Origin of the sequence: Sorangium sp. So ce448, assembly GCF_051520915.1 — a bacterium.
Taxonomy (GTDB): Bacteria; Myxococcota_A; Polyangia; order Polyangiales; family Polyangiaceae; genus Sorangium; species Sorangium cellulosum_B.
This window is the reverse complement of sequence record NZ_CP150343.1, coordinates 11,122,536-11,148,693: the sequence shown is the minus strand read 5'-3', so window position 1 is coordinate 11,148,693 and position 26,158 is coordinate 11,122,536. Positions and strand designations below refer to the sequence as shown.

At 71.0% G+C, this 26,158-nt stretch carries 19 protein-coding genes; 14 read left to right on the top strand and 5 right to left on the bottom strand.

Going from position 1 to position 26,158, the window contains the following annotated elements; all coding sequences use genetic code 11:
* Positions 1 to 37 precede the first annotated feature (37 nt).
* Positions 38 to 523 carry a nitrate reductase associated protein gene (locus tag WMF45_RS42115; RefSeq protein ID WP_437711993.1) on the bottom strand — a complete coding sequence of 162 codons (486 nt, stop codon included), beginning with the start codon at positions 521 to 523 and terminating at the stop codon, positions 38 to 40.
* Positions 524 to 623: 100 nt separating this feature from the next.
* On the opposite strand from WMF45_RS42115, the gene WMF45_RS42110 reads away from it, so the two are divergent.
* Together WMF45_RS42110 and WMF45_RS42105 are read left to right on the top strand one after the other, a co-directional pair.
* Positions 624 to 1,322: a hypothetical protein gene (locus WMF45_RS42110; protein WP_437711991.1), complete on the top strand. Its 699-nt coding sequence runs from the start codon at positions 624 to 626 to the stop codon at positions 1,320 to 1,322.
* Between the two features lie 1,305 nt (positions 1,323 to 2,627).
* Complete coding sequence (locus tag WMF45_RS42105) at positions 2,628 to 3,899, top strand: carbohydrate porin (protein ID WP_437711989.1); 1,272 nt, start codon at positions 2,628 to 2,630, stop codon at positions 3,897 to 3,899.
* A gap of 96 nt (positions 3,900 to 3,995) precedes the next feature.
* On the opposite strand, the gene WMF45_RS42100 is transcribed toward WMF45_RS42105, so the two are convergent.
* Together WMF45_RS42100 and glpK are read right to left on the bottom strand one after the other, a co-directional pair.
* Complete coding sequence (locus tag WMF45_RS42100) at positions 3,996 to 4,781, bottom strand: UPF0158 family protein (RefSeq protein WP_012240226.1); 786 nt, start codon at positions 4,779 to 4,781, stop codon at positions 3,996 to 3,998.
* Between the two features lie 276 nt (positions 4,782 to 5,057).
* Positions 5,058 to 6,602, bottom strand: a complete 1,545-nt coding sequence (glpK, locus tag WMF45_RS42095; protein WP_437711987.1) for a glycerol kinase GlpK — start codon at positions 6,600 to 6,602, stop codon at positions 5,058 to 5,060.
* Between the two features lie 236 nt (positions 6,603 to 6,838).
* Between glpK and WMF45_RS42090 the strand changes: the two genes are divergently transcribed.
* The 10 genes from WMF45_RS42090 to WMF45_RS42045 all read left to right on the top strand — a co-directional run bounded on the left by WMF45_RS42090 (position 6,839) and on the right by WMF45_RS42045 (position 21,426).
* Entirely contained in the window at positions 6,839 to 8,719 is a 1,881-nt protein-coding gene (locus WMF45_RS42090) for an adenylate/guanylate cyclase domain-containing protein (RefSeq protein WP_437711985.1), read from the top strand.
* Between the two features lie 117 nt (positions 8,720 to 8,836).
* Positions 8,837 to 9,790 carry an acetyl-CoA carboxylase carboxyltransferase subunit alpha gene (locus WMF45_RS42085; protein WP_437711984.1) on the top strand — a complete coding sequence of 318 codons (954 nt, stop codon included), beginning with the start codon at positions 8,837 to 8,839 and terminating at the stop codon, positions 9,788 to 9,790.
* A 55-nt stretch (positions 9,791 to 9,845) separates the two neighbouring features.
* Positions 9,846 to 10,247, top strand: a complete 402-nt coding sequence (locus WMF45_RS42080) for a hypothetical protein (protein ID WP_437711982.1) — start codon at positions 9,846 to 9,848, stop codon at positions 10,245 to 10,247.
* Positions 10,244 to 11,266 carry a Gfo/Idh/MocA family protein gene (locus WMF45_RS42075; protein ID WP_437711980.1) on the top strand — a complete coding sequence of 341 codons (1,023 nt, stop codon included), beginning with the start codon at positions 10,244 to 10,246 and terminating at the stop codon, positions 11,264 to 11,266. Before WMF45_RS42080 ends, WMF45_RS42075 begins: the two co-directional genes overlap by 4 nt.
* Before the next feature lie 214 nt (positions 11,267 to 11,480).
* The gene (locus WMF45_RS42070; protein WP_437545883.1) at positions 11,481 to 11,819 is read left to right on the top strand and encodes a gamma-butyrobetaine hydroxylase-like domain-containing protein; all 339 of its coding nucleotides are present in this window, start codon (positions 11,481 to 11,483) and stop codon (positions 11,817 to 11,819) included.
* Complete coding sequence (gene yihA / locus WMF45_RS42065; protein WP_437711978.1) at positions 11,816 to 12,583, top strand: ribosome biogenesis GTP-binding protein YihA/YsxC; 768 nt, start codon at positions 11,816 to 11,818, stop codon at positions 12,581 to 12,583. Before WMF45_RS42070 ends, yihA begins: the two co-directional genes overlap by 4 nt.
* Positions 12,584 to 12,790: 207 nt before the next feature.
* Positions 12,791 to 15,382, top strand: a complete 2,592-nt coding sequence (locus tag WMF45_RS42060; RefSeq protein WP_437711976.1) for an NADH-quinone oxidoreductase subunit L — start codon at positions 12,791 to 12,793, stop codon at positions 15,380 to 15,382.
* A gap of 526 nt (positions 15,383 to 15,908) precedes the next feature.
* The gene (locus WMF45_RS42055; protein WP_437719633.1) at positions 15,909 to 17,645 is read left to right on the top strand and encodes a complex I subunit 4 family protein; all 1,737 of its coding nucleotides are present in this window, start codon (positions 15,909 to 15,911) and stop codon (positions 17,643 to 17,645) included.
* A gap of 3 nt (positions 17,646 to 17,648) precedes the next feature.
* Positions 17,649 to 19,169: an NADH-quinone oxidoreductase subunit N gene (locus tag WMF45_RS42050; protein WP_437711974.1), complete on the top strand. Its 1,521-nt coding sequence runs from the start codon at positions 17,649 to 17,651 to the stop codon at positions 19,167 to 19,169.
* Positions 19,170 to 19,272: 103 nt separating this feature from the next.
* Positions 19,273 to 21,426 carry a beta-galactosidase gene (locus tag WMF45_RS42045; RefSeq protein WP_437711972.1) on the top strand — a complete coding sequence of 718 codons (2,154 nt, stop codon included), beginning with the start codon at positions 19,273 to 19,275 and terminating at the stop codon, positions 21,424 to 21,426.
* Positions 21,427 to 21,515: 89 nt separating this feature from the next.
* Here WMF45_RS42045 and WMF45_RS42040 read toward each other — a convergent pair whose 3' ends face one another.
* Positions 21,516 to 22,277, bottom strand: coding sequence for a TM2 domain-containing protein (locus WMF45_RS42040; RefSeq protein ID WP_437711971.1), 762 nt, complete (start codon positions 22,275 to 22,277; stop codon positions 21,516 to 21,518).
* 141 nt (positions 22,278 to 22,418) lie between these two features.
* On the opposite strand from WMF45_RS42040, the gene WMF45_RS42035 reads away from it, so the two are divergent.
* The gene (locus WMF45_RS42035; RefSeq protein WP_437711969.1) at positions 22,419 to 23,600 is read left to right on the top strand and encodes an AI-2E family transporter; all 1,182 of its coding nucleotides are present in this window, start codon (positions 22,419 to 22,421) and stop codon (positions 23,598 to 23,600) included.
* Between the two features lie 57 nt (positions 23,601 to 23,657).
* Here WMF45_RS42035 and mrtC read toward each other — a convergent pair whose 3' ends face one another.
* Positions 23,658 to 24,482: a myxosortase MrtC gene (gene mrtC / locus WMF45_RS42030; RefSeq protein WP_437711967.1), complete on the bottom strand. Its 825-nt coding sequence runs from the start codon at positions 24,480 to 24,482 to the stop codon at positions 23,658 to 23,660.
* A 240-nt stretch (positions 24,483 to 24,722) separates the two neighbouring features.
* Here mrtC and WMF45_RS42025 point away from each other — a divergent pair, with 240 nt between their 5' ends.
* Complete coding sequence (locus WMF45_RS42025) at positions 24,723 to 26,048, top strand: extensin family protein (RefSeq protein WP_437711965.1); 1,326 nt, start codon at positions 24,723 to 24,725, stop codon at positions 26,046 to 26,048.
* Positions 26,049 to 26,158 lie beyond the last annotated feature (110 nt).

Here is a 26,158-nt window from a genome sequence, read left to right as displayed (position 1 = left end):
GCCTTCGTCGCGCCCGGGATCCCCGCCGCGGCCTGGCTCACGGCGAGCGCGTCGCGCCGGCGTCCCGGGACAGCCCGAGCTCGCCGAGCAGCGCGCGCAGCTTCTCGGGCCCGCGCTTCGGATCGGCGAGCTTGACGATGGCGTAGCGCTCCTCCTCGGTCAGCTCCGCCAGGCGGACGAGCGCGCCCTCGTCGAGCGCGCCGTCCGGGCCGAGCCGCTCGCGCAGCCGCGCGCTGACGCTGTCCCGATCCCAGGCGGCGCGGCGCACCGGCGCGCCCGCGAGGGGGGCGAGGGCGACGCCGGCGCGCTCCGCGAAGCCCCGGAGCACCTCGGCGTAGACGGCGACGTCCTCGTCCGTGTCGGCCGGCAGGTGACACAGGGCGAGCCGCTCCGCGCGCGACAGCGCCTGCCACCCTGCGAGCGAGATCTTGATCCCGGCGAGGTCCAGCTTCCGCCGCACCGAGAGCGGCACACAGTCGAGCAAGGTATGGACCTCGCCCTCGAGCGCGAATTGCCTGTACATGGTGGCGCCATCCTATACCCGCTGCCCGCGCCCCGGACGCTCCGCGCGCGCGGCGCTGCCAGGAATGGGATGCGCGGCGCGGTTGCGCTAGCCTGCCGATGTGCGCCGCTCCGGGCTCCTCATGACGCTGCTCGCGTCGCTCGCGCTCGCGTCGCTGACCCCGAGCGCCCACGGCCAGGTCGCGCCGTCGGCGGCGTCGGTGCCGCTCGACCGCGTCGTCGTGCGCTGGCACGCGCCGGAGACGGGCGGCGTGCGCCGGCCTCAGTTCATCTTCGAGCGGGAGCTCGCCTTCGAGGCGCGCCTCGAGGCGCTCGCCGATCCCGACGCGGAGCCCGGGCTGTACCGGGACAGGCATGTCCGCGCCGCGCTCGACAGGCACATCGCGGAGACGCTGCTCGCCAGCCTGCCCACCTCACCGGCGCCGACCTCGGCCGAGGTGGCGCAGCGGGCCGAGGCCGCCCGCATCGCGCTGGAGCAGCGCGCTCGCGGCCGCGCGCGCCTCCTCGCCGCGGCGGCCGCCGAGGGGATGAGCTCCGACGAGCTCGACGCGCTGCTGCGCCGCCAGGCGCGCGCGAGCCTGTACCTGGATCGCATGGTCGCGCCGATGCTCGAGCCCACCGATTTCGAGCTCAAGATCGTCCTGCGCTCCGGCGCCACGCCGTTCAAGGATCAACGCTACGAGGAGGTCGCTCCGGCGCTGAAGCGCTGGTATGTCGGGCAGCGGCTCGCCCAGGCGCTCGACGCGTACTACCAGAACGCGCGCGCCCGGGTCTCCTTGAGCATCATGCCCGCTCGCTGAGCCGCGCCGGGCGACCGGCTGCGCGCCACGTCGAGCCGCGCGACCGGGCAGCAGGAGAGCAGAAGTCCATCTCGCGGGTCGATTCCACCTCTCGATACGAAGGACAGCACCAGACATCGTGAAGAGGGCTCACGAGCCGCTGTTCATGCGGAGGATGGAGGCCTCTCTTTCAACGACTCAGGCGTTCGGAGCGGCGAGCGGGCGGCATCGCGGCGCTCGCCGCGACCGCGCCCGGAGGCCTGCCAGGCACCACCCGGCCTCGCCGAAGCAGATGGGATGTCTCGGGGCGACAGCGCAACGCCCTTCCTGGACAAGAACATGTCCACCCGCGCTGCACTGCAATCGAGACTGACCCGCTCTGGATCTGCGGCGGTCGTTGCGCCGTTGCAACGCGACGCGTTATCGTGTCGACCGAGGGAGATCTGCCTGCGCTCTGCGGCACGATCCTGCGCGCGCGCGCAGGATCCGCGCGCTGGCGCGGCGCATTCGGTGCGCCGGCGAGCGTCAATGACGCTCAGCGGGGCCGGCGGCTCGCCCTGGGTTCAACCCAGGAGAGAGACGAGCACCTCGGCGACGCCCCGGCCGGGTGTCGACATGAAAAGCCAGGTTCGAGGTCCCGAAACACGCGCCACACCGTCGCGCGCGGCGGCGCCATCGCCCTGCGAAAACGCAGCTGGTCGGGGCTCGCCAATGCAGCCTTCCTGTCCGTGTCACGCGGGTGGCGCGCACCCGGTAACGCACCAGGGGGCACCCGTGAATTCTTCTGGCAACACTTCAGCCAGCGCGAGCCTGTTTTGGTGCGATGCGTCATTCGAGGGCCCCCTTCCTGGCCGCGGATGAGCGCAGGTCCCGCTTAACCAAGTGATTTCGATTACTTAATAATAACGCGCCGCAGAAGATGACAAACTGCCGAAGGGTGTTCGGAGACCTTTGACATGAACAGAACGTTCCTGTTAACTGTGCCCCCCGCGGGCCCCGCATGTGTGGCAGCGGGTGGCTCTTTCCTACAGAGTCAACTTGGATTCTCTTGACAGGCCACTACCTCTGCCGCGCTTGGCCATCTGGCCGAATCACCTCCCATCACCCCAAAGCACACTCCCAGAGAATGGATAGGAGCGTCGTTCGATGACATCACTTATGAGAGACAGGTCGTCGGTCCCCAGCAAGCGAATCGCGGGTCGGCGCGCCGCTGTCCGAGCCCTCGGGCTGCTTTCCGTCTCCGCCCTTTGCCTCACGGCGGCGCCGCGGTCGGCTCACGCGGTGGGGAGCGAGAATTTTGAGTGGCACTGGTACTCACGCCTCGGCATGGCGTGGTCCCCGGTCTACGGGCAGAACGTCCAGGGCGCGTCCCTGAACCTGCTCGGGTTCGGCATCGGCGGCCGCTACGAAGAGGGCGATTACTCCGAGCCGTCGTTCGTCGCGCACGTGGTGAAGGGCGCGACGCCGGATGACTTCTACGTCAAGTCCGAGATGACGTTCGCCATCTGGAACCAGTACGGCGGGCCGTTCATGCAGCCGTCCTCGAACGGTGGCCAGTCGATCACGGTGCAGTTCAACCAGGCGTACATCGAGGCCGGCAACTTCCTCGTCCCGGGCCTCAGCGTCTGGGGCGGCGCGAAGTTCTTCCGTGAGCAGTACGCGCCCATCGGCGACTACTTCTACCTCGACGACCTCAGCGGCCAGGGCGGCGGTATCAAGTACGGCGGCCTGCAGCTCGCGATCCTCGGGTATCGCGGCTTTGGAGCCACCACCCCCCCCTACAACGTCGACGTGAACGGCGACGGCGGCGTGGACGTCGAGCGCTTCCGCACCATCTTCGCCGGTAACTACAAGGCGGAGTTCGGCGGCGAGGCCAAGCACCACGTCAAGGTCCACGGCGAGTTCCACGTCCTGCCGGCCGCGAAGCGCGGTGAGGGGTGGGCGGTGCCCGACAACGCGCCGGCGGACTTCGGCGGCGTCATCGGCGCGAAGCTGCACCTCGGCCTCGGCCAGGGCAACTTCAGCGACACGGCGGTTCGCTTCGGCACCGGCATCGCCAACGGCGCCGCCGGCGGCGCGAAGACGTACCAGACCTGGGGCGCCGCGAACGACGAGGGCACCTTCGCGGGCTCCTTCGCCATCGAGGCGGTCGAGCACCTCGGCTTCCGGCTCGGCGACGCCGCCGCCCTGGAAGGCCTCGCCACCTTCCACTACACGAAGGCGGCGTACGAGGCCGAGGGCGCCGCGCCCCCCACGGCTCTCGAGAAGCAGATGGACTTCTCGGTCCAGGCGAACGCCACGATCTTCGCGCACAAGAACTTCCACCCCGTCGTCGAGGCCTCGTTCCAGGGCCGCAAGGACGGCGACGGCGACCTGGGCACCGCGGTCAAGGTCTCGGTCGTGCCGACCCTCGTGCCGACCGGCGAGCTCAGCGCCGGCGCGCGTCCGCACTTCAAGCTCATCTACTCGCTCGCCATCTACAACGACGCGGCGAGGGATGCGGCGATGTCCGGCTACCTGCAGCGCGTTGGCGCCGGTCCCGGCGTCGGGTCGAAGGTCGGCCAGTACATCGGCGCCCGCACCGACTGGTACTTCTAGACCGCTCGGCGCTCGAAGCCGCCGCTCCCTTCCGTTCCCTCACCCACCTTCAGGCCAGCGCCCCGGCGCCGCGATCGCGGCGCCGGCGGCGCGCCCTCACGCCGTGTCGCTGCGCGACTCGCTCGCGATCTCCTGCGAAGCAGGCCCTGCGTCGTCGTCCACCGGCCCCTGGGCCTCGTGGTAGTGGTGCGCGAACGAGCGCGCCGCGCGGCGCGCCTTCAGGAACTCCGCGAACGCCGTCAGCGTGTCGAGATCCCGCGGACCGAGCGCCTCGGCGATGTCGCGGAGGTTCTTGCGCAGGCTCTCCACGCTCTTGCCGCGGCGGGGCTCTCGCGTCTCCTCGCGCTCGCGCGCCGGCGGCTCCACCGCAGGGGCCGCCGGGACGATCGGCTCCGGACGAGACGGCACCTCCGGTACCCACAGCGGGCGAGGGACCGGGTTCAGCGCGTGGGCGCTGAGCCACGCCTCCATGAAGATCCGCAGCCGCTCGCTACGGAACGCGAACCAGCGCTCCCGCTCCGGACCGTAGGACATCAAAACATCCTTGAAGCGACGGAACGCGCCCTTGCCATCGATCGCCTGGCTGAGCTTCGCCTGGAGATCCATGTCTTCCACCATCGGGATGTAGCGCTCCATCCACCGGTACTGCTCGCGCGAGCTCACGGGATCGATCCGGAGGTAGTTCGCGTCTGCCGCGATGCGCGCGTGCATCTGCGGATCCGCCACGCCGTCGACCACCCGCAGCACGTCGCCCGTGCCGAGGTGCAGGTACGAGTGCACCTCTGGGGCGTTGTTCTCGAAGGCGTCCTCCAGCGCCTCCCAGTCGATCGGGATGTCGCGAACGGCCGTCCCGCCGGCTGAAGCATTCTCGGTAGTCGGCATGTCCTCCTCGTCTCCATCGAAAGCAGCGAGGCGGCGGTGGGCTGGCCGCGCGCCTCGGTTCAAGTGCACCAAGTTTGAACGGAAATGCGCCGTCGTCATAGCACTCTACGCTGGTTGGGGGCTTCTGGGCCTAACTCTCGCAACCTAGGGTTGATTCCTTGATCCGGAAGCCCGTTCGGCCGCCGAGCCGCGGCGCGATGACGGCTCGGGAGAGAGCTTCGGAAGACCTGGTTCAAGCGGAAAACAGCGTGGAAATTCAGGGGAATCGGCGAGTGCTCAGCTGCGCTTCGAGCGCGTGCGGGCGACGGCGTCGGCCCAGCGGTGGAGGTGGGCGGATCGAGCCGCTTCGCTCATCTCGACCTGGAAGCTCTGCCCCACACGGGACATGCGGGCCGCGTCCTCCTTCGTGAGGAAGAGGCCGGCGCCGACCCCGGCGAGCATTGCCGCGCCTCGCGCCGTCGTCTCCAGGTCGGTGGGGCGCTCGATAGCGACGTTCGCCACGTCCGCCTGGAACTGCATGAGCAGGTCGTTCGCGGCGGCGCCGCCGTCCACGCGCATCCGGCGCAGCGGGTGGCCCAGGTCGTCGGCCATGGCCCGCACGAGATCCGTCACGGAGAGCGCGATTCCCTCGAGCGTCGCGCGGGCGAGGTGCGCCGCGGTCGTGCCGCGCGTCACCCCGGAGATGATCCCGCGAGCGTCCGGATCCCAGTAGGGCGCGCCGAGGCCCGAGAGCGCCGGGACGAACGTGACGCCCTCGCTCGAGGGCACGCTGCGGGCGAGCGCCTCGATCTCCGCCGCGCTCTTGATGAGGCCCAGGCCGTCGCGGAGCCACTGCACCGCGGCGCCGGCGATAAAGGCGCTTCCCTCGAGCGCAAAGACCACCTCGGAGCCGATCTTCCACCCGACGGAGGTGAGCAGGCCGAAGCGGCTCCTGAGCGGGCGATCGCCGATGTTGGTCAGCACGAACGCGCCGGTGCCATAGGTGCACTTCGCGTCGCCCGTCGCGAAGCAGGCCTGGCCGAAGAGGGCCGCCTGCTGGTCGCCCGCGATGCCGGCGATCGGGATGCCGTCGGGCAGGTGCGGGAAGCCGCGAGTCGCCGCGACGCGGCCCGCCGAGCCGACGATCTGCGGCAAGAGCGAGCGCGGGATCTGGAGCATCGCGAGCATCGCGTCGTCCCAGCTCAGCGACGCGAGGCTCATGAGCAGGGTGCGCGACGCGTTGGTGACGTCGGTCGCGTGCACCGGCGAGCCGCCGGCCGCGTCGCCCGAGAGCCGCCAGACGAGGAAGCTGTCGATGGTGCCGAAGCAGAGCTCGCCGCGATCGGCGCGCGCGCGCGCGCCGGGCACGTTGTCGAGGAGCCACGCGAGCTTCGTGCCGCTGAAGTACGGATCGAGCACGAGCCCGGTGGTCTCCTCGACCGCCTGCTCGTGGCCCGCGGCGCGGAGCTCGGCGCAGCGCGCCGCCGTGCGGCGGTCCTGCCACACGATCGCGCGGTGGATCGGGCGCCCGGTCGCGCGCTCCCAGACGAGCGTCGTCTCGCGCTGGTTCGTGATGCCGATGGCCTTGATCGCGCTGCCGGCCACGCCCGCCGCCCTGAGCGTCTCGCCCACGGCATCCTGAACGCTCTGCCAGATCTCCTCCGGGTCGTGCTCGACGAGGCCCGGCTCCGGGAAGTGCTGGCGAAATTCGCGCGTCGCGCGGCCCAGCGTCGCCCCCGACGTGTCCATGAGGAGAGACGTCGTTCCGGTGGTGCCCTGATCGATCGCGAGGAGGTACGCGGAATCCATGCGGCCGACTAACGCGGCGGCATGTGGGCGCATAGCCGTTCCAGGCGACGCCTCTATGAGATGCAGGGCCCGGCAAGCTAATCATCCGGTCAGGTATCCATGCGACAGCCGACGACAGCCGCCCCGGGCGGTCGAGCTCGGCGCAGGTGCTTCCAGCGGGGCGAGGGCGCACTTTGCGCGGCCCGGCACGGTCGCTTCCCGCGGCCGGCGCTGGACTTCGGCCGGAAAGATTGTCGGTCCGTGCCAGGCTGAGTAATCTGCCAGAACCGATGGCCCGCCTCATCCTGCAGACCGCCGAGGGCCAGCAGGCGATCGATCTGCGACCCGTGAACTCGCTGGGGCGCCACCCGAACAACTCCATCCAGTTGCTCGACAAGATCGTCTCCAAGGAGCACTGCATCATCGAGCAGCGGGGCGATCACTTCGTCCTGCGCGATCTGGGGAGCCTGAACGGCACGTTCATCAACAGCGAGCGTGTCCGGGGCGAAGCGCCGCTGAAGCACGGGGACGAGATCGCCCTGGGGTCGACGCGCGGCCGCTTCGACGATCCGGCCGCCCCGGTCGCGCCGCCCCTCGTCCCGGGCTGGCCGCCCGTGGTCAACCACCAGGGCGCGGCGCCGGCGCAGCCGCCGGGCCACGGGTATCCGCCGCAGCAGCCGCAGTACCAGCGCCAGCCGCCGCCGCCGCTCCCGGGCACGCCGGTGGCGCCGCCGGTGACGCGGCAGCCGTACGTGCCGCCGCCGCCGCTGGGCGCCGGGCCGGGCGGGACCGCGCCGCTGCCGGGGCGCTCGGGGGCGCACGGAGGCTCGTTCGTCGCGCAGGGCACCCGCATCGACGTGAACGATCAGGCCCGGCAGATCGGGACGCAGATCGCCGCTGTCGACAAGGGGTTCCTGGCGTTCGATCGGATCGCCAACGACATGAACCAGCTGCGCGCCGACTACGAGCGGCTGCGCCTGTCGCACGAGCTGTCCCGCGAGATCGCCGCCGAGCGCGACACGACGAAGCTGCTCGAGAAGATCCTCACGAGCGTGTTCAAGTTCATCCGCGCCGACCGCGGGGTGATCTTCCTGCGCAACGAGAACGGCGAGCTCACCCCGCAGGCCATGCAGCGGCGCGACGGGACGACGGCCCCGATCAGCGTGTCGTCGACGATCCTGAACCACGTCGTCCACGAGCGGGCCGCGGTGCTGACCCACGACGCGGCGATGGACTTCGCGGCGTCGAAGGGCAAGAGCATGATCTTGAACCGGATCAGCTCGGCGATCGTCGCCCCGCTGCAGCACAACAGCGAGGTGCTCGGGGTGCTGTGGCTCGACTCGGAGACGCTCGCGCAGTTCCAGCCCAAGGACCTCGAGCTGGTGACGGCCATCGCCTACCAGGCGGCGATGTTCATCGAGATCAACATCCTCGGGAAGAAGATCGAGAACGAGATCGTCACGCGCGAGCAGCTGCGCCGGCTGCTCTCGCCGAACATCGCCGAGCGCGTGCTGAGCGGCCAGCTCGCCGTGAAGCAGGGCGGCCAGCACGTCGAGGAGTGCACCGTCTTCAACAGCGACATCCGCGGCTTCACGCGCATGGCCGAGAGCAAGCGGCCCGAGGAGCTCGTCGAGATGCTGAACCTGTACTTCGAGCGGATGGTCGACACCATCTTCCAGTTCGAAGGCACGCTCGACAAGTTCATGGGCGACGGGATCATGGCGCTCTGGGGCGCGCCGGTCGCCCACCGGGACGATGCGGTCCGCAGCGTGGAGTGCGCCCTGAAGATGGGCGAGGTGCTCGGCGAGTTCAACCGCGAGCGGCTCGAGAAGGGCGAGCTGCCGCTCGCGGTCGGCATCGGGATCCACACCGGCCCGCTCGTCGCCGGGTACATCGGGAGCTCGAAGGCGCTCAGCTACACGGTGATCGGCGACGTGGCGAACACGTCGGCGCGGCTCTGCTCCATCGCGCTGGCAGGACAGATCGTCATCAGCGAGAGCACGTACGCGCAGCTCGGGGGAAGGTTCGAGACCGAGGAGCTCCAGCCCGCCAAGGTGAAGGGCAAGGACAAGCCGGTCACGATCTACAACGTCATCCGGAGCCGGCCGATGTCGCAGGTCCCGGCGAACGCCTTCATCCACGCCGAGCCGACCAACGCCCTGCCCGAATGACCGACGCGGCGCCTCGGCTGATAGGCCGGGACGCACGCGCGCGTCATCCCGTGGACGATGCAGCGCGGCAGCACAGCGCCGTAGCCGTCCGCCCGCTGCAGCGTTAGGGTCCGGGCCGTGGCTGCTTCGATCCTACCCTTTGAGAAACCTGTCGCAGAGCTCATCGAGAAGGTGCGGGAGCTGCGCGCGCTCGCCGCGGCGGACCCGCGGTTCGAGCCGGAGCTCGCCCAGCTCGAGGACAACACGGGCCGGCTGGCGCGCGAGATCTTCGCGGGCCTCACGCCGATGCAGAAGGTGCTGCTCTCGCGCCACGCGAACCGGCCGTACACGCTCGATTACATCAAGCGGCTCTTCACCGACTGGGTCGAGCTGAAGGGCGATCGGCGCTTCGCCGACGACTGCTCCATCGTTGGCGGGCTCGCGACGTACCACGGGCGGAGCGTTGTGGTGGTGGGCCACCAGAAGGGGCGCGGCGCGAAGGAGAACGTGAAGCGCAACTTCGGGATGCCGCACCCGGAGGGCTACCGGAAGGCCATCCGGCTCTACGAGATGGCCGACAGGTTCGGGCTGCCGATCCTGACGTTCATCGACACGATGGGCGCCTACCCGGGCATCGGCGCGGAGGAGCGCGGCCAGAGCGAGGCGATCGGCGCCGCGCTCGCCGCGATGGCGCGGGTCGGGGTGCCGATCGTGGCGACAGTCATCGGCGAGGGGGGCTCGGGCGGCGCGCTGGCGCTCGGCGTCGCCAACCGGGTGCTGGTGCTCGAGTTCAGCTGCTACTCGGTCATCTCGCCGGAAGGCTGCGCGGCCATCCTCTGGAAGGACGGCTCCCGCGCCGACGAGGCCGCGGCCCGGCTCAAGATCACCGCGCCGGATCTGCTGCAGCTCGGCGTCGTGGACACGATCGTCGAGGAGCCGACCGGCGGCGCGCACCAGGATCACGACGACGCCGCGGTGCGGCTCGACAAGGCGCTCTGGGCGACGCTCTCGTCGATGGACGGGCTCGGGCCGGAGGAGCTCGTCGACGATCGGTACCGGAGGTTCCGCGGGCTCGGGTCGTTCGTGGGTTAGGCGGCGCGCCGCCCCGGCTGGCTCTCCTCGAGCGCCGGGGCTATACGGCTCGCGGATGGACTACGGCAAGGCGGTGCGGATGCTGCTGCTCGTGGGCACCAGCGCCGCCGCCGGCGGCGCTGTCCTCTGGACGCAATCGAGGTTCAACGCCTCGGACCGCAGGGCGGCGCTCGGCGTCGTGCAGCAGTACCGCCCCGAGGGCGGCCGGAGCGTGCCGGAGGCGATCGGCGCGCGGCACCCGGGAAAGGCGCCCGCCTGGAGCGCCACCACCGAGTCGGCCTGCTTCCAGCACGTCCGCGTGCGCGCGACGATCGAGGGCGAGGCGCGCGCGCGGTACGACTTCCTCGTCGACATCAACGGGCCCTCGATCCACCCGGGCAACGCCGAGGGCGCGGCGATCCTCGGCGAGCTCACGCTCCGGCCGGCCGAGTCCGCCGCGGCGCCGGGGGCGCCGTGAGCGCCGCGAACGTCCGGGTCGCGCTGGTGGGCTGCGGGCGGTGGGGGGAGAAGCTCCTCCGCGCGCTGTCGGAGAACGCGCGGGCGCGCGTGATCGCCGTGGCGGACGTCGACCGCGGCCGCCTCTCGCGGGCGCGCGCGCTCGCCCCACGGGCGCGGCTCGTGCGCACGATCGACGAGGCGCTGGCCGCGCGCGTGGACGCTGTGATCATCGCGACCCCCGCGGCGAGCCACGCCGAGCTCGCGCTGCGGGCCCTCGAGGCCGGCGCCGACGTCTTCGTGGAGAAGCCGCTGGCCCTCTCCGCCGCGCAGGCCGATCGCTGCGCTTCCCGCGCCGCGGCGCTCGGCCGGATCGGCATGGTCGGCCACCTGCTCCGCTACCACCCCTCCGTTGTGCGCCTCGTCGCGCTCGCGCGCGAGCGGCGCCTCGGCGATCTCGTGAGCTTCAGCGCGGCGCGCCTGTCGATGAGCGCCGGCGCCGCCGGCGCCGGCGGCGGGGCCCGGTCGGCGCTCTGGACGCTCGGGCCGCACGATCTCTCGTTGCTCTCGGCGCTCGACGCGAGCCCGCTCGCCGAGGCGCGGGCCCACCTCTCGCCGTGCGGCGAGCTCGTCACGCTCGAGGCGCGCCTCGAGAGCGGCCTCGCGGCGCGGATCGAGCTCTGCTCGTCGAGCCCGACGAAGGAGCGGCGGCTACGGCTCGCCGGGAGCGCGGGCGTCGCGGTCTTCGACGACGTGCGCGCGCCCGACCGCATCGTGTTCCTGGACGCGCGCGGCGCCGCGGCGGGCGCGCCGGCCGGCGAGCGCGCCGCGCACCACCTCGAGCTCGCGCCGGCCGGGCGCGAGATCGAGGTGCCGTGGCGCGAGCCGCTGTCGGTGGAGATCGAGCACTTCCTCCGCTGCGTCGAGGACCGCGCGCCGCCGCTGACGCCGCTCGACGAGGGCGCCGCGGTCGTGCGGATCCTCGAGCGCGTCGAGGCGACGCTCGCCCCCGTCGATGCGCGGGTGGTCGCCGCAGGGTAGGTGCGCAACGGCGGTTCGCTTCCTCCTCGGCTCGGCCGGTCCTGAGGCGCCCGGGAGGGCGCGGAGAGCGCCGGCGCGGTCGAGCCCTGAGGGAGCCCTGGAAACCTCGGAGACACCACTGGATCCGAGAAAAGCGGAGCGGCGCGCGGCCGGCGCGCCGCGGCGCTTTGCAGCGCCGGATCGGCGTGGTACTGCCGTCGCCTGGAAGGGCACGATGCCGCAGGATCCGAAGCTGACTCCCACTCAGGTCAAGGCGCCGCACGGCGCGACGGTGATGGAGATCCACTGGGCCGACGGCCACCGCAGCGTCCTTCCGCACGAGCTCCTGCGCGGGTACTGCCCGTGCGCGAACTGCCAGGGGCACGGCGGCACGATCAACTTCGTGCCCGGCGGTGACCTGAACGTCCGTGAGATCGAGCAGGTCGGCAACTACGCGCTCCAGTTCACGTGGGGCGATCGGCACGACTCGGGCATCTACACCTTCCGGTACCTGCGCTCGCTCTGCCAGTGCGACGAGTGCAAGCCGCAGTTCCAGCCGCCCCGCTCGAAGTGACCACCTCCCGCCGCGCCCCCAAGCCTCAAGCTGCTCCGACGGCACGCGCCGAGCGGCAGCTCGATCCGTTCCAGATCGTCGACTCGTCCTTCGTCGCCGGCGCGGGCTCGCTCGCGTCGCTCCCTCCGCCCGTCAGCGCGGAGGTGGCGTTCGCCGGGCGCTCGAACGTCGGCAAGTCGAGCCTCATCAACACGCTCGTCGAGCGCAAAGGGCTCGTCCGGACGAGCTCGAACCCAGGCTCGACGCGGCAGATCAACCTCTACGAGGCGCGGGCCCGCGACGGCGCGGTGTTCCAGCTGGTGGATCTGCCGGGGTACGGCTTCACCCGGCGCTCGAAGTCCGAGCAAGCGGCGTGGGCGTCGCTGATCGAGGGGTACCTGCGCGGGCGCGTCACGCTCGCCGCGGTGCTGCTCCTGGTCGATGCGCGGCGGGGCCTCGAGGAGGACGATCTCGATCTCATCCGCTTCATCGAGGCGTCCCGCGACGTCGCGCGGCGACCGGTGGAGCTGCTGCTCGTCGCGACGAAGGTCGACAAGGTGCAGCGCTCGTCGGTCCGGCGCGCGCTGGACCAGCTGTCCGCGGCGGCCCCGCGCACGGCGGCCGGCGGTCTCCGCCGCTCGATCGGCTTCTCGTCGATCACCGGCGAGGGCAGGCGGGATCTGTGGCTCGCGATCCGGCGCGTGACGCAGCTCGGCGGCGCGGCGCCGTCATCGAGCGGCGGCTCCGCGCGCGAGGACGATGACCAGCGGACGACCGACGGCTGACCTCGCAGAGGTGCGAGATACGCGCAGGAACAGCGCGTCTCGCCGTGGAACAGGGCCGATGGAAGTATTGACCCGCCCTGTGACCGTCCATTAACGTGCAGCTCCTCCGGTTCCGCGGGGGAGTCACCAGAGCCGACTGACACGTCGCGGGGTCGTTGCAGAGCAAGACGCGCGTGCCGGCCCATGTTCTCACCGGCTGCCCCAACGATGCCCGACTACTCCGGCCAGGTCACGCACGTCCACACGGCGCTGACGCCGCTCTGGTGGATTCCGCTCCTGCCGATGCTCGGCGCGGTGATCAACGCGCTGTTTGGCCGCGCGTTGCAGCGGAGCGCGTTCGGCCGCGACGTGTCGAAGCGGCTCCACATCGGGAGCTTCGGCGTCACGCTCGTCGCCGTGGGCGCCATGCTGGGCGCCTTTGCTCTCGGGCTCGCGAGCTTCGTCCAGCTCATCGGGCTCGCCCCGGGTGAACGCGCGCTCTACAGCTTCGCCTGGCAGATGGTCCGCATCGGATCGCTCGACGCGAACTTCGCGTTCGTGATGGATCCGCTGAGCTGCCTCATGACGCTGATCATCACCGGCGTCGGCACGCTCATCCATGTTTACGCCGCCTCGTACATGGAGGCCGAGCCGGCGTACTGGCGATTCTTTACCTACCTGAACCTCTTCGTCTTCTCGATGTTGCTCCTCGTCCTCGGGGACAACTTCATCGTGATGTTCTTCGGCTGGGAGGGCGTCGGCCTCTGCAGCTATCTGCTGATCGGGTTCTGGTACAGCGACTACAAGAAGGCCTCTGCCGGCATGAAGGCCTTCGTCGTGAACCGGATCGGCGACTGGGGCTTCGTGTGCGGCCTCGCGCTCCTCTTCTGGGGGCTCGGCGCCAGGTGGCTCGACGACGGCCGGTTCCTCTCCGATTACCGCGCGCGCTTCGTCGCGGTGGCCGCGGAGGCGCGCGGCGATCACGGCGCCTCCGGCGGGGCGCAGGACGGTGCAGGGGGCAAGGCGGGAGAGCGCAGGGCGCAGCCGCTCGCCGGGGCGAAGGGATACCTCACCTTCACCGGTCATCCCGGCGCGCGCGTGTACCTCGGTATCGCCGACGCCGCTCAGCTCGCCTCGAGCCCGCGGCCGTTCGGCGTGTCCCCCTTCATCCGCAAGGAGATCGACGCCGGGGCGCACTCCGTGGTGATCGTGCCGGGCGACGGCGCCGTGATCGGGGGTGACGGCGTCGAGATCGCCGCGATCGAGCGGATGCGCGTCGAGCCGGGCAAGGAGATCGTGGTGGCGACCGTGGGCTCGACGGTCACGTTCCGCGAGATCCACGATCAGCTCGTCATCAAGGACGCGAGCGGCAAGGCGTTCCTCAAGGATGCCCTCGAGTCGAAGACGGTGTGGGGAGGCGTCGCGCTGATCACGCTGGCTTGCCTCTTCCTCTTCGTCGGCGCCGCCGGCAAGAGCGCCCAGATCCCGCTCTACGTCTGGCTGCCGGACGCGATGGCCGGTCCGACCCCCGTCTCCGCGCTGATCCACGCCGCCACCATGGTCACGGCCGGCGTTTACATGGTCGCGCGCCTCAGCTTCCTGTTCTCGCTGAGCCCTGTCGCGGGCGGCGTCATCGCGCTGATCGGGGCCTCGACGGCGCTCCTCGCGGCGACGATTGGCTTCTTCCAGTACGACATCAAGAAGGTGCTCGCCTACAGCACGGTGAGCCAGCTCGGCTTCATGTTCATCGGGGTCGGCGTCGGGGCGTACTGGGCCGCCGTGTTCCACCTGATGACGCATGCCTTCTTCAAGGCGTGCCTGTTCCTCGGCTCCGGCTCGGTGATCCACGGGATGCACGCGGTGGAGCACGACGAGGCCGCGGCCCAGGACATGCGCAACATGGGCGGCCTCCGCCGCGTCATGCCGCTCACGGCGCGGACGTACCAGGCGGCGTGCCTCGCCATCACCGCCGCGCCCATCCCGTTCTTCGCGGGCTTCTGGTCCAAGGACGAGATCCTCTGGAAGGCGTTCGGCACCGAGAACACCGGCCCGATCCCGGGGCTGCTCCTCTATGCGATGGGCCTCGCAGCGGCGCTCGGGACCTCGTTCTACATGTGGCGGAGCTACTTCCTGACGTTCGAGGGGCCCCACGCCCACAAGGAGATCGAGACCAAAGTCCACGAGTCGCCGCCGGCGATCACCTGGGTGCTCGCGGTGCTGGCGGTCCTGTCGGCGTTCGCGGGCGTCGTGTTCGGCTTCTCCAGCCACTTCGTCGGCGGCCACGGCGAGCCCCTGCTGGAGGCGTGGCTCCATCCGGTGTTCGCCCACGCGGACGTCTCGTTCCGGCGCCACGGGCTGGGGCTCGAGCTCGCGCTCATGGCGCTCTCCGTCGGCGGCGCGATCGTCGCCTTCTCGCGCGCGCGCGCCCGCTACGGCGCGCGTCGCTCCCCGCGCTGGGCCGAAGAGGAGCGGCGGCTCCCGGGCTTCCAGCTCCTCTCGAACAAGTACTACGTCGACGAGATCTACGACGCGACGGTGGTGCGCGCCGCCCTCTCGCTGCGCCTCTTCTTCGCCGAGATGGACCGCTGGATCGTCGACGGCATCGTCAACGGGGTCGCGGTCCTGGCCCGGGCCGCCGCCTGGGTCACCGGCGCCATCGACCGGTACCTCGTCGACGGCGTCGTGAACCTCGTCGCCGAGGGCACGCTGAGCGCCGGGGCGAAGCTCCGCTCTCTGCAGACCGGGCGCATCCAGAGCTACGTCTATTTCCTCCTGGGCGGCGTCGCCTTGTTCAGCATCGTTCATTACTTCCTGCGGTGAACGGCCGATGTCGAACCTCTCCCTCGTCAGCATGCGCCGTGGATTCGCCCTCGCGAGATCGGCCAGGTCCACCTCGATGAAGCTCCTGATCCCCCTCCTTGTCGCGCTCTCCGTCGTGCTCGGGGCGGCGCCGCCGGCGCTGGCGCAGGCGCTCGAAGCGCCGAGGGCGCCCGGGCCGCGCGGCCGGATCGCGCTGCGCGCGGAGCCGCCCGGCGCGCCTGTCGAGCTCGCAGCGAGCGGACCGGATCACGTCGGCTCGTTCACGATCGAGAACCAGGGCGACGGCCCATTAAAGGTGACGCGGGTGATCGTGCGGACGTCCCCCGAGGACCCGCGCGTCCCGCCGGGCGTCAGCGTGGAGCTCGAGGGCGGCGGCACCGCGGCGACCCTCCCGCCGGGCGCGAGCCGGAAGGTCGTGGTCCGGTGGAAGACCGCGGGCGTGCGCGCGCGGGAGCTCTACGGGCACGTCGTCGTCGAGTCCGACGCGGTGGCGGCCGGCGTGCTGGAGGTAGCGCGGACCGTCGCGATGGGCATCCACGCGGAGCGCGGGAGCAGCCTCGGCTTCGTCGGCGACCACATCCTCTCGATCCTGACGTTCCTGCCGCTGCTCGGCGTGGTCGCGGTCTTCCTCGCGCACCTCCTGCGTTACCGGGACGACAGGAAGCTCCGGCTGATGACCGTCGTGCTGATGGGCGTGAACCTCGTGCTCGCGGCGTGGCTCTACGCGCAGTTCGACCGGGGCTTCACCAGGGCCGACGGGAACGACGGCTACCAGTTCATCGAGCACGGCGTGTGGATCCGCTCGCTGAACGTCGAGTACTTCGTCGGCGTCGACGGCGTGTCGATCTCGATGGTCCTGCTCACGGCGCTGATCTCGTTCGTGGGCGCCCTCGCGAGCTACAGCGTCCACGACCAGCTCAAGGGCTACTTCGCGATGTACAACCTCCTCGTCACGGGGATGTTCGGCGTCTTCATCGCGCTCGACCTGTTCCTCTTCTTCGTCTTCTGGGAGGTGATGCTCCTGCCGATGTACTTCCTCATCGGCATCTGGGGCGGACCGCGGCGCGAGTACGCGGCGATCAAGTTCTTCCTCTACACGCTGGCCGGCAGCGTCTTCATGCTGCTCGCGTTCATCTGGTTCTACCTGAACGCCGGCCACACCTACCTGGTCGACGGCCAGGCCACCGAGCGCATCTTCTCGATCCCGGAGCTCTCGCGGGTCGCCTGGGCGGCGCAGGGGCTCACGATCCTCGGGGTCGCCGCGGTGAAGGTGGTCTGGATCTGGCTCTTCGTCGGGTTCGCCATCAAGATCCCGATGTTCCCGTTCCACACCTGGCTGCCGGACGCCCACGTGGAGGCGCCGACCGCGATCAGCGTGATCCTCGCGGGGGTGCTCCTCAAGATGGGCACCTACGGCATCCTCCGCATCAACTTCACCCTGCTGCCCGAGGCGACGCAGTGGGCCGCGCCGGCCATGGCGGTGTTCGGGGTGGTCAACATCCTCTATGGCGCCTTCTGCGCCATGGCGCAGAGCGACCTGAAGAAGCTCGTGGCCTACTCCTCCGTCAGCCACATGGGCTTCACGCTGCTGGCGCTCGGCGCGATGACGCCGCAGGGCATCCAGGCCTGCCTCGTCCAGATGTTCAACCACGGCCTGATCACCGGGATGCTCTTCACCCTGGTCGGCGTGGTCTACGATCGCGTGCACACGCGCGACATCGACAGGTTCGGCGGCCTCGCCTCGGAGATGCCGCTCTACACGGCGCTCGTCGGCTTCGCGTTCATGGCGTCGCTCGGCCTGCCCGGCCTGTCCGGCTTCTGGGGGGAGGCGATGACGTTCATCGGCGCCTTCCCGCGCTACCGCGCCCTCACGATCCTCGCCGCCATCGGCGTCATCCTCACCGCGGCCTACCACCTCTGGGCCCTCCAGCGGATGTTCCTCGGCACGTTCCGCGCGTCGTGGCGGCAGAGCAAGTACCTCGAGCCGTTCGGCGGGAAGTTCCCGGAGATCAGCGGGCGAGAGCTCGCGTCGATCGCGCCGCTCGCGGCGCTGGTCCTCGTCCTCGGCTTCTGGCCGCGCCCGCTGCTCAGCCTCATCGATCGCGGGGCCCTCGACGTGCACCGCCTCGTCGACAGGCCGGGGCAGTCCCAGATCGCCGGCGCGCCGAGCGCAGACAGCGTGGGCGGCGCCGCGCACGCCCGCGCGGGCGCCCCGGAGGAGGGCGCCTCGCCGGGCCGGGGCGCCCTCGCCAGCGCCAGGTAAGCCGTGGAACCCCGCACCCTCGACAACGTGGCGAGCCTCGCCTACTTCGCGCCGGAGCTCGTCCTCATCGCGGCGGCCCTGCTGCTCGTCGTGTGGGACCTCGCGTCCCCGGCGCGCCTCAAGCTCGCCGGCCTCGTGATCCTCAGCCTCGCGGCGCTCGCCTGCTCGGGCGGGCTGGGCGCGTACTTCCTGGCGACGGACGCCGCCCCCCGCGCGCTCTTCCACGGGCTGCTCGCGTTCGATCGCTTCTCGAACCTCTTCCGCGTGATCTTCGCGCTCGTCACCGGGGCGATCGTCCTCTTCTTGGTGCCCCCGCGGTCCCCGGGGATCGAGCCCGAGCTCCGCCGCGACTCGGGCGAGCTCTTCACGCTGATCCTCGTGCTCTCGCTGGGCATGAACCTGATGGCGGCGAGCCGCCACCTGCTGCTCATTTACCTGTCGATCGAGCTCGTCAGCGTCATCAGCTTCGTGCTGGCGGGCTTCAAGATCAACGACGCGAAATCGAGCGAGGCGGCGCTGAAGTACGTCATCTTCGGCGGCGTCGCGTCGGGGATCATGCTCTACGGGATGAGCTGGATCTTCGGCATCACCGCGTCGATGCGGCTCGACGAGTGCGCGGCGCGGATCGCCGCGCTCACGGCGCAGCAGGGCAAGGTGCCGGAGGTCGTGTTCGTCGGCACGGCCTTCATGCTCGCGGGCTTCGGCTACAAGATCAGCGCCGCCCCGTTCCACATGTGGACGCCCGACGTGTACGAGGGCGCGCCGACCCCGGTGACCGCGTTCCTCTCGGTGGGGCCGAAGGCGGCCGGCTTCGCGGTGCTGATCCGCTTCTTCTCGGACGCGCTCGGCGCCGGGAGCGCGCCGCCCGGCGTCGCGACGCCGTGGCCCGTGCTCTTCGGGTGCCTCGCGATGGCGACCATGACCGTCGGCAACCTGTCGGCGCTCGAGCAGGAGAACGTGAAGCGCATGCTCGCCTACTCGAGCATCGCGCACGCGGGGTACATGCTGCTCGGCTTCTCGGTGTTCAGCGGCGCCGGCGTCGCTGCGATCGCCTTCTACATCGTCACCTACTGCTTCATGAACCTCGGCGCGTTCATGGTGGTGATGGCCGTGGCCGAGGAGAGCGGCGGAGACGAGACGTTCGCCGCCTTCCGCGGGCTCGGGCGCCGCGCCCCGCTCGTCGCCGCGGCGATGGCCGTGTTCCTCGTCTCGCTCACCGGCCTGCCCCCGATGGCGGGCTTCATCGGGAAATTCTACCTCTTCTCGGCGCTGCTCGCCGCCGGGGGCGCGTGGAGCTGGGTCATCGCTGTCGTCGGCGTGCTGAACAGCGTGATCTCGCTCTTCTATTACGCGCGCCTCCTCCGCACGATGTATCTCGACAGGAGCGATCGCATCGAGCCCACGCCGGTGCGGCCGCTGCTCGGCGCGACGACGTGCGCGCTCGCGGTTCCGACCGTGCTGCTCGGGGTCTACTGGGGCCCCGTTTACGACTTCGTGGCGCGCTCGGTGGCGATCCTGCGCTGAGCGCTGAGCGCTGAGTCAAGGACCGACGTCGTCCCATCCAGCGCGCGCCGGGCCGAACGCGGCGGTATCGATCTCCCCGCGATCCTTGCTAGTGTGCGCGCGCGTGGCCACGACCCAGGACGCGGGCTCTCCAGAGGAACGTTTCGCGCGGGGGGTACGCCTTGTCCCGGGCGGCCTGGACATCGGCGGCAAGCTGGTCCCGCTGTACGCCGGCAGCGTGCACTACTGGCGGCTCGACCCGCAGCACTGGCGCGCCTGCCTCGAGGCCACGCGGTCGCTCGGCGTTCACCTGATCGACATCTATGTGCCGTGGGCCGTTCACGAGACCGGCCCGGGGCAGTTCGATTTCGGCCGGCTCGATCCGCGCCGCGACGTCGGCGCCTTTCTCCGCCTCGCGCACGAGCTCGGCTTTCACGTCATCGCCCGCCCGGGCCCGCACATCAACGCGGAGCTCACCTGCTTCGGCATCCCCGAGCGCGTCATCTGGGACCCGAGCTGCCAGGCCCGCTCGGCGCGGAACAACCCGGTCGTGCTCCCGATGTTGCCGTACGGGTTCCCGGTCCCGAGCTACGCGAGCAACGCATTCCACGACGAGGTCGCCCGCTATTTCAACGCGCTCGCCCCGGTCCTGAAGCCGCACCTCTACCCGGACGGGCCCATCGTGCTCTTGCAGATCGACAACGAGGGCGCGCTCTACTTCCGCGACGGGGCGTACGACCAGGACTACCACCCGGACGCGATCTCCCTCTACCGCGACTTCTTGCGCGAGAAGTACCGGACGATCGAGGCGCTCCAGCGCGCCTACGCGACGAAGAGGGTGGAGCCCGCGCCGGAGGGCGACGCGGCCGAGGACGCCGGCGCTGCGCTCGTGCGCGCGATCGTCCGCGAGCGCGCGCAGGCCGAGGAGGGCGACCTGCGGTTCGCCACGATCACGCCGCCGGTCGCGTTCGACGCCGAGACGCCGGCCGATCTCGCGCGCCACCTCGACTGGAGCGAGTTCCACGAGCACCTCCTCGAGACCGCCATGGGGCGCTTCGCGAAGGCGCTCTCGGCGGCGGGCGTCGATGGCCTGCCCACGATGCACAATTTCCCGATGGGACAGGACGCGACGCCGCTCAACCCGGCGCGCATCTCGCGCGTCGTCGACCTCGTCGGCCTCGACTACTACAGCGTCGCGAGCCCGAGCAGCCGGCAGATCATCGCCCGCCGGACGAGCGAGCTCGCCGTGCGCTGCGAGGCGCTCTCGCTGCCGCCCTTCGCGTGCGAGATGGGCGCCGGCTTCCCGCCGTTCTTCCCCCCGCTCGAGGAGCGCGACAGCGTGTTCGTGATGATGGCCGCGCTCGCGTACGGGCTGCGCGGGTACAACATCTACATGGCGGTCGAGCGCGACCGCTGGATCGGCGCGCCGATCGATCCGCGCGGCCGCCCTCGCCCCTTCGCCGCCTTCTGGCGCAAGCTCTCCGCGGCCCTCGAGGCGACGAGGTTCCACGAGCTCCGCCGCCCGACGCCGGTGCGCATCGTCACGCCGCGCACGGAGCGCCGGCTCTCCCGCGTGATGCATGCCTTCGGCCCGCTCACCGGGGCGTTCTTCTCGATCATGAACTTCGGCGCCCGCGATCGCTGCCTCGAGGACGACCTCGGGCTCGGTTACCCGCTCGCGGTGGAGTCCGACACGTTCGTGCGTGCGTTCGAGGAGGCGCTCGACGCGCGCGGCGTCCCCTACGCCCACGTCGGCGGCGAGGATCGCGACATCTCGCTCGTCGGGGCGCGCTGGGTCATCTGCGCCACCTCGGGCGGCCTGAGCCCGGAGCTGTTCGCGTGGCTCGAGGCGACGTCCAGGCAGGGGACGCTGATCACGCTCGGCCCCCGCGAGCCCACCTTCGACGGCGCCTTCCGCCAGCTCCCGCAGCCCTACGATCTGAAGCGGCTCCTCGCCCCCGGACAGAACCTGCCGGCGCTCCTCCAGGACGACCCCGCCGCGGCCGACGCCGCGGTGTCTCGCGCCATCGACGCGCTCGGCCTGCCGGCCTTCGCGTGTGATCCCGACAGCGTCTTTGCGACCCTGCACGAGGATGCGTCGGGCACGCCGCGGGTGCTCTTCTTGCTGAACCCCGGAGACGCGGACGTGGTGGCGCGCGTCACCGTGAGCGCGCAGCGCGCGCGCGATGTGCTGGACGACGCGCACTTCGAGGCGCGGCGCGGGGCGCTCGAGGTGCGGCTCGTGCCTCGCTCCGTGCGGATGCTCGCGCTGGAGTAGCCCCGCCGCCGGGCGCTACGCCGTGACGGCCAGCGAGGCCAGGCAGCGCTGGCCCGCTCGCTCTCCTCCTGACCTGGCGTGCCCCTCGATCAGCGCTCGAACCGCAGCGAGTTGCCCTCTGCGTCCCGGAAGCGGCCCATGCCGATCATGAGGATGTCGATCAGCGACCAGATGCCGAGCCCGCCGCACGTCAAGAGCTTCGCAATGCCGAGCCCGGTCTGTCCCAGATAAAAGCGATCTACGCCAAAGTAGCCGAGGAAATAGGAGAGCAAGAACAGCGTGGACTGGCTCTTGGTCGGGTGACCGACGGGCGCGTCGCGCCTGAGCACGAGCCCCTGGGCGTCTCGCATCGATCCGGTGCCGATCAGGATCGTGTCGATGAGGCTCCAGAAGCCGAGTCCACCACACGTGAACAGCTTGAGGAGCCCGAGCCCCGTCTGGCCCAGGTAGAAGCGATCGACGCCGAAGGTCCCGAGAAACACGGCGAGCATGAAGGCTGTCGCCTGGTCCTTGTCGGAATAGGCCTGCGCCGGGGCGCCGTGAGGCGGTCCGCCGCCGTGAGCCGGCGGCGGGCCCCAGCCGCCTCCGGGAGGCGCGCCATAGCCGCCGGGGGGCGCGCCCCATCCTGCGCCAGGCGGCGGGTATCCTCCGCCTGGCGGTGGGTATCCGCCCGCCGAGGACGCGCCGCCACCGCCGCCCGGCGCCACGCCCTGGCCGCCGGGCGGGCCCGATCCCCAGCCGCCGCCGCCCGGCGTCGCGCCCTGGCCTCCGGGCGGGCTCGACCCCCAGCCGCCGCCTGCGTTGCCCCAGCCTCCGCCTCCGGGCGGAACTCCGCCTCCGCTGTTGCTCATCTCATTCCCTCCAGCTGATGCGGCTGTGGAGGCGGCCGTGCGCCCCGCGGTCGTCAGCCGAGCCTGACTGTATCCTGGAACCGCGGCGCCGCGCTTGCGCAACGCGGAAATCGCTGGTGGTTGCCGGAGGCCCACCCTACCTTGACCCACGATGGGCCGCTGAGCGCGGCGCAGGAGCGAGCGCACCCGGCGATGCAGCAAGATTTTCAGTCCGATCGATGGCTGTCGTTCGCCCTCCGGGCGGGGCTCATCGCTCTGTTCTTCTGGATGGTGAAGGGGCTGCTCGTCCCCGTCCTGCTCGGCGGTCTTGTCGCGCTCCTCGTCTCCCCGCTCCAGCGCCGCCTCGCGCCTCGACTCGGCCGCTTCCGCTCGTTCGCGCCCGCGATCTCGACGGTGGGCGTGATCATCCTCGTGTGCATCCCGCTCGCGGTGATCATCATCGAGGCCTCCGCCTCGATAAGCCGCTTCTTCGCGCGCGATTGGTCGAACACGATCGAGCGGGTCCAAGGCCTCCTGAACGACGGGAGGATAACGGGGCTCCTCAACAGGGCTGGTCTGTCCGGGGACGATGTCCGCACGTACGTGAGCAACCTGTTCGAGCGGGTGGGCAGCTCGATCGCCGGCTTCGCGGGCGGCATGGTCGCCGCGGTGCCGCAGACGATCGTCGACGCCTTCCTGTTCGTCGTCGGGCTCTACTACCTGCTCCGCGACGGGGGCCTGCTGCTGCGCTGGCTGCTCACGCAGTCGCCGTTCAGAAACGAGGAGACGGACGTCCTCTTCGCGTCGATCCAGGACACGGTGCACGGCGCCGTCCTCGGCCTGCTCGCGACGGCGGCCGTCCAGGGGACGCTGACGACGATCGCGCTGTTTGCCTGCAAGGTGCCGGGCGCGTTCCTGTTCGGCCTCCTGGCCACGCTGCTCTCGCTCGTCCCCATGATCGGCACCACGCCGGTCACGCTGGGGGCGGCCATCTACCTGTTCGTCGTCGGGCGCATCGGGGCGGGCGTCGGCATGTGTGCCGCGGCGGTCCTCATCGGGCTCTCGGACAACGTGATCCGGCCGTGGGTCCAGAGCTCGCACGGCGGGATGCACCCGCTCATCGCGCTCCTCGCCATCTTCGGCGGGCTCGAGCTGTTCGGTGCGGCGGGGATCTTCATCGGCCCGGTCGTCGCCGCGATCGTCCTCTGGGCGGTCGACACGCGCGCGGGCATCTCCAGCTCGGGCCTCCCGCTGGGCCCGCACACGTCGCAGCCGCCACCCTCGCTGACGTCGCGACCGCCGCCGGCCTCGCGACCGCCTCCGACGTCGCGACCGCCTGTGTGACGCGGCGGCGCGCCGGAGCGCCGCGAGAGGCGCGGCCCGCGCCCTAGAGCGAGGCGCTCACGGCGACAGGCCGTAGCCGCGGGCGAGGGTGAGGGAGAGGAGGTTGCACGCCGCGTGGAACACGAGCGGCGCCCCGATGCCGCCGGTGCGCGCCCGCAGCCATCCGAAGAGGAGCGCGGGGAAGAAGACGGCGAGCCGGGCCGGGTGCTGGATCGTGAGCACGTGGCCGATCGCGAAGATCGCCGACGAGAGGAGCCACGCCGGGCCGAGCGTCGCGCCGGCGACGCGGAATCGCGGCGGGAAGACGCGGTCGAGGGCGCTCTGGAGGTAGCCCCGGAAGAACGCCTCCTCGGGCAGCGCGACCACGAGCAGCTGCGCGGCGATCTCGTCGGCGAGCGAGGGCGGCGGGCGCAGCACGAACGGCGAGGTCGCGCCCCAGTACAGCCGGTAGCCCAGCCAGAAGAGCGGGAAGACGATCGCGGCGACCAGCGTCGCCCAGGCGACGGCGTGGAGCGCGGCGCGGGCGAGTCGCCTCGCCGACAGCGGCACGGGCTCCAGGAGCCCCCCGAGGGACAGGCCGTGGGCGCGGATCGTCGACTCGTCGTACCTCAGCACGAGCCAGGACGTCGCCGCGAAGAACGTGAGGCCGACGAGCGTGCCGGCGTAGCTCTTCGGCGCGGCGTAGGACACCGCCGTCACGGCGGCGGTCGTGATGCCAGCGGCGAGGAGCGCGCGCGCCGCGGTCGGCTCGGGCGGCCGCGGGCGCTCGCGCTCACCGGCGCTCGCATGCGCGGCGTTCGCGTCTGCCGGCGCGCCAGGTGTCTCGTCGCCGGCAGGTGCGCGGGCGTCTCGGCTCGGTTCGATGGGTGTGGGCGGCTGCAAGGCGTGTTCGTCGCGGAGGGGAGCGCGCGGTGCGGGGGCTTACGCGGGGATCGCGGCGACCCGGGGTCGCGGCCGCGCGCGCTCAGCCTAGCCGCCACGATGTCCCTCCGCGATGGTCAGCGCTCGGGGCGGCGCGATTCAGGTGCTGCACACGGGTCCAGCCACCGCCCATTTTCTAGCCTTCCAGCCCGGCCACGTTAGAGTGCGGCCGCTGTGGCGTTTTCCCGACTTCGCTGTCTGATGAAGCCGTTGGCCTGCGCGCTGCTGGCGTCCGTCGCGACGCTCGGTCCGGCGCCCGCGTCGGCCGCGTCGCCGTTCCTCATGACGCCGGCGGCGAGCGTCGCCGAGGCGTCTCCGGCGTACCGCTACGCCAACATGACGAACGAGGAAGCGCTGGCGGAGCTGGATCGCCGGAAGATCCTGTACCTCAAGGTCGACAACGCGCCCGGGGTGCGCGCTCCGATCCGGCTCACGGGTCGGCTGAACGGCGTGAACTTTCATTCGGTGCTCCCGCCCGAGCAGCGCGTGACGAGCATGTTCGAGATCCTGGACGCGCGCCTCGCGCTCGCCCTCGACGATTTCGCGGCCGTGCTCTCGAGGCACGATATCGACGAGGTCGTCCATTACACGATGTATCGACCCAACGTGCCGATGCGCGGCCGCGAGGGTGTGGACGGCGACGGAGAGCACGGGCACCCGATCGCTCATGCCAAGGCCGCTGACAGCGCGGTGCAACAGGCAGAGGCCGCGGACGGCGCTGCCCGCGAGGAATCGACGAGGCAGGCCCCGCCGGTCGAGCCTGCGCCGCCGGTGGAGCTCGGCAAGAAGGGCGCGCTCGATGGGACGTCCAAGGCACCTGAGGAGCGGCCGCGACGCCTGAAGGAGAAGGGGGCCGCGGAGGTCGCGCCGAAGGAGAAGGGGGCCGCGGAGGCCGCGCCGAAGGCGAGGGCCGCAGCGGAGGCCGCGCCGAAGGCGAGGGCCGCAGCGGGGGCTGCGCCGAAGGAGAAGGCCGCAGCGGAGGCCGCGCCGAAGGAGAAGGCCGCCTTGAAAGCCGATCCAGGCGCCGCTTCGAAGGCTCCTGGCCAGCAGACGCGGACGAGCGCGGCGCGCAGCGGGCCGGCCAAGAAGGCCACGGGCAAGGTCGGAGCGCGCCGCGCTGCTCGGCGCAAAGCCGCGGGGCCGACCCGGGCGACAACGTCTCCGGTCAAGCACCGTGGCGACGTCGCGCTGCGCAGCGATGCAGCGCAGAAGCCCCGCGGCACGTGGGCTCCGCCGGGCACGCGGCACCCCGCCGGCCTGGCCATCGACGTCGGTGCCCTCAAGAAGCGCGACGGCACCTGGATCAGCGTCGCGCGCCACTTCCACGGCCGCATCGGGGACAAGACCTGCGGTGAGGGGGCGACCCAGCCCGAGCTGCCCGAGGCGCGCGAGCTCCGGTCCATCGTGTGCGAAGCGGCGGATCTCGGGATTTTTACCTACGTGCTGACGCCCAATTTCAATGCGGCGCACGTCGACCATTACCATATGGAGATCAAGCCGGGCGTCCGGTGGTTCCTCTATCACTGAGCGAAGGCCGCGCGCCCCTTGTACAGCGCTGAACGGCTCGCAGCGCGTCCCACTGCACATCCGTTGATTGCGCGTTTTTTGATGATCTGAGCGGTTTGTTCGCGCAACTT

Excerpts from the sequence above, each read along its gene's own strand:
- WMF45_RS42055 (WP_437719633.1), top strand. The coding sequence starts at position 15,909 with ATGGGCATCCACGCGGAGCGCGGGAGCAGCCTCGGCTTCGTCGGCGAC.
- WMF45_RS42040 (WP_437711971.1), bottom strand. The coding sequence starts at position 22,277 with ATGAGCAACAGCGGAGGCGGAGTTCCGCCCGGAGGCGGAGGCTGGGGC.
- WMF45_RS42025 (WP_437711965.1), top strand. The coding sequence starts at position 24,723 with ATGAAGCCGTTGGCCTGCGCGCTGCTGGCGTCCGTCGCGACGCTCGGT.
- glpK (WP_437711987.1), bottom strand. The coding sequence starts at position 6,602 with ATGCGCCCACATGCCGCCGCGTTAGTCGGCCGCATGGATTCCGCGTAC.
- WMF45_RS42115 (WP_437711993.1), bottom strand. The coding sequence starts at position 523 with ATGTACAGGCAATTCGCGCTCGAGGGCGAGGTCCATACCTTGCTCGAC.
- WMF45_RS42060 (WP_437711976.1), top strand. The coding sequence starts at position 12,791 with ATGCCCGACTACTCCGGCCAGGTCACGCACGTCCACACGGCGCTGACG.
- WMF45_RS42080 (WP_437711982.1), top strand. The coding sequence starts at position 9,846 with ATGGACTACGGCAAGGCGGTGCGGATGCTGCTGCTCGTGGGCACCAGC.
- WMF45_RS42105 (WP_437711989.1), top strand. The coding sequence starts at position 2,628 with ATGGCGTGGTCCCCGGTCTACGGGCAGAACGTCCAGGGCGCGTCCCTG.
- WMF45_RS42090 (WP_437711985.1), top strand. The coding sequence starts at position 6,839 with ATGGCCCGCCTCATCCTGCAGACCGCCGAGGGCCAGCAGGCGATCGAT.
- WMF45_RS42100 (WP_012240226.1), bottom strand. The coding sequence starts at position 4,781 with ATGCCGACTACCGAGAATGCTTCAGCCGGCGGGACGGCCGTTCGCGAC.
- WMF45_RS42070 (WP_437545883.1), top strand. The coding sequence starts at position 11,481 with ATGCCGCAGGATCCGAAGCTGACTCCCACTCAGGTCAAGGCGCCGCAC.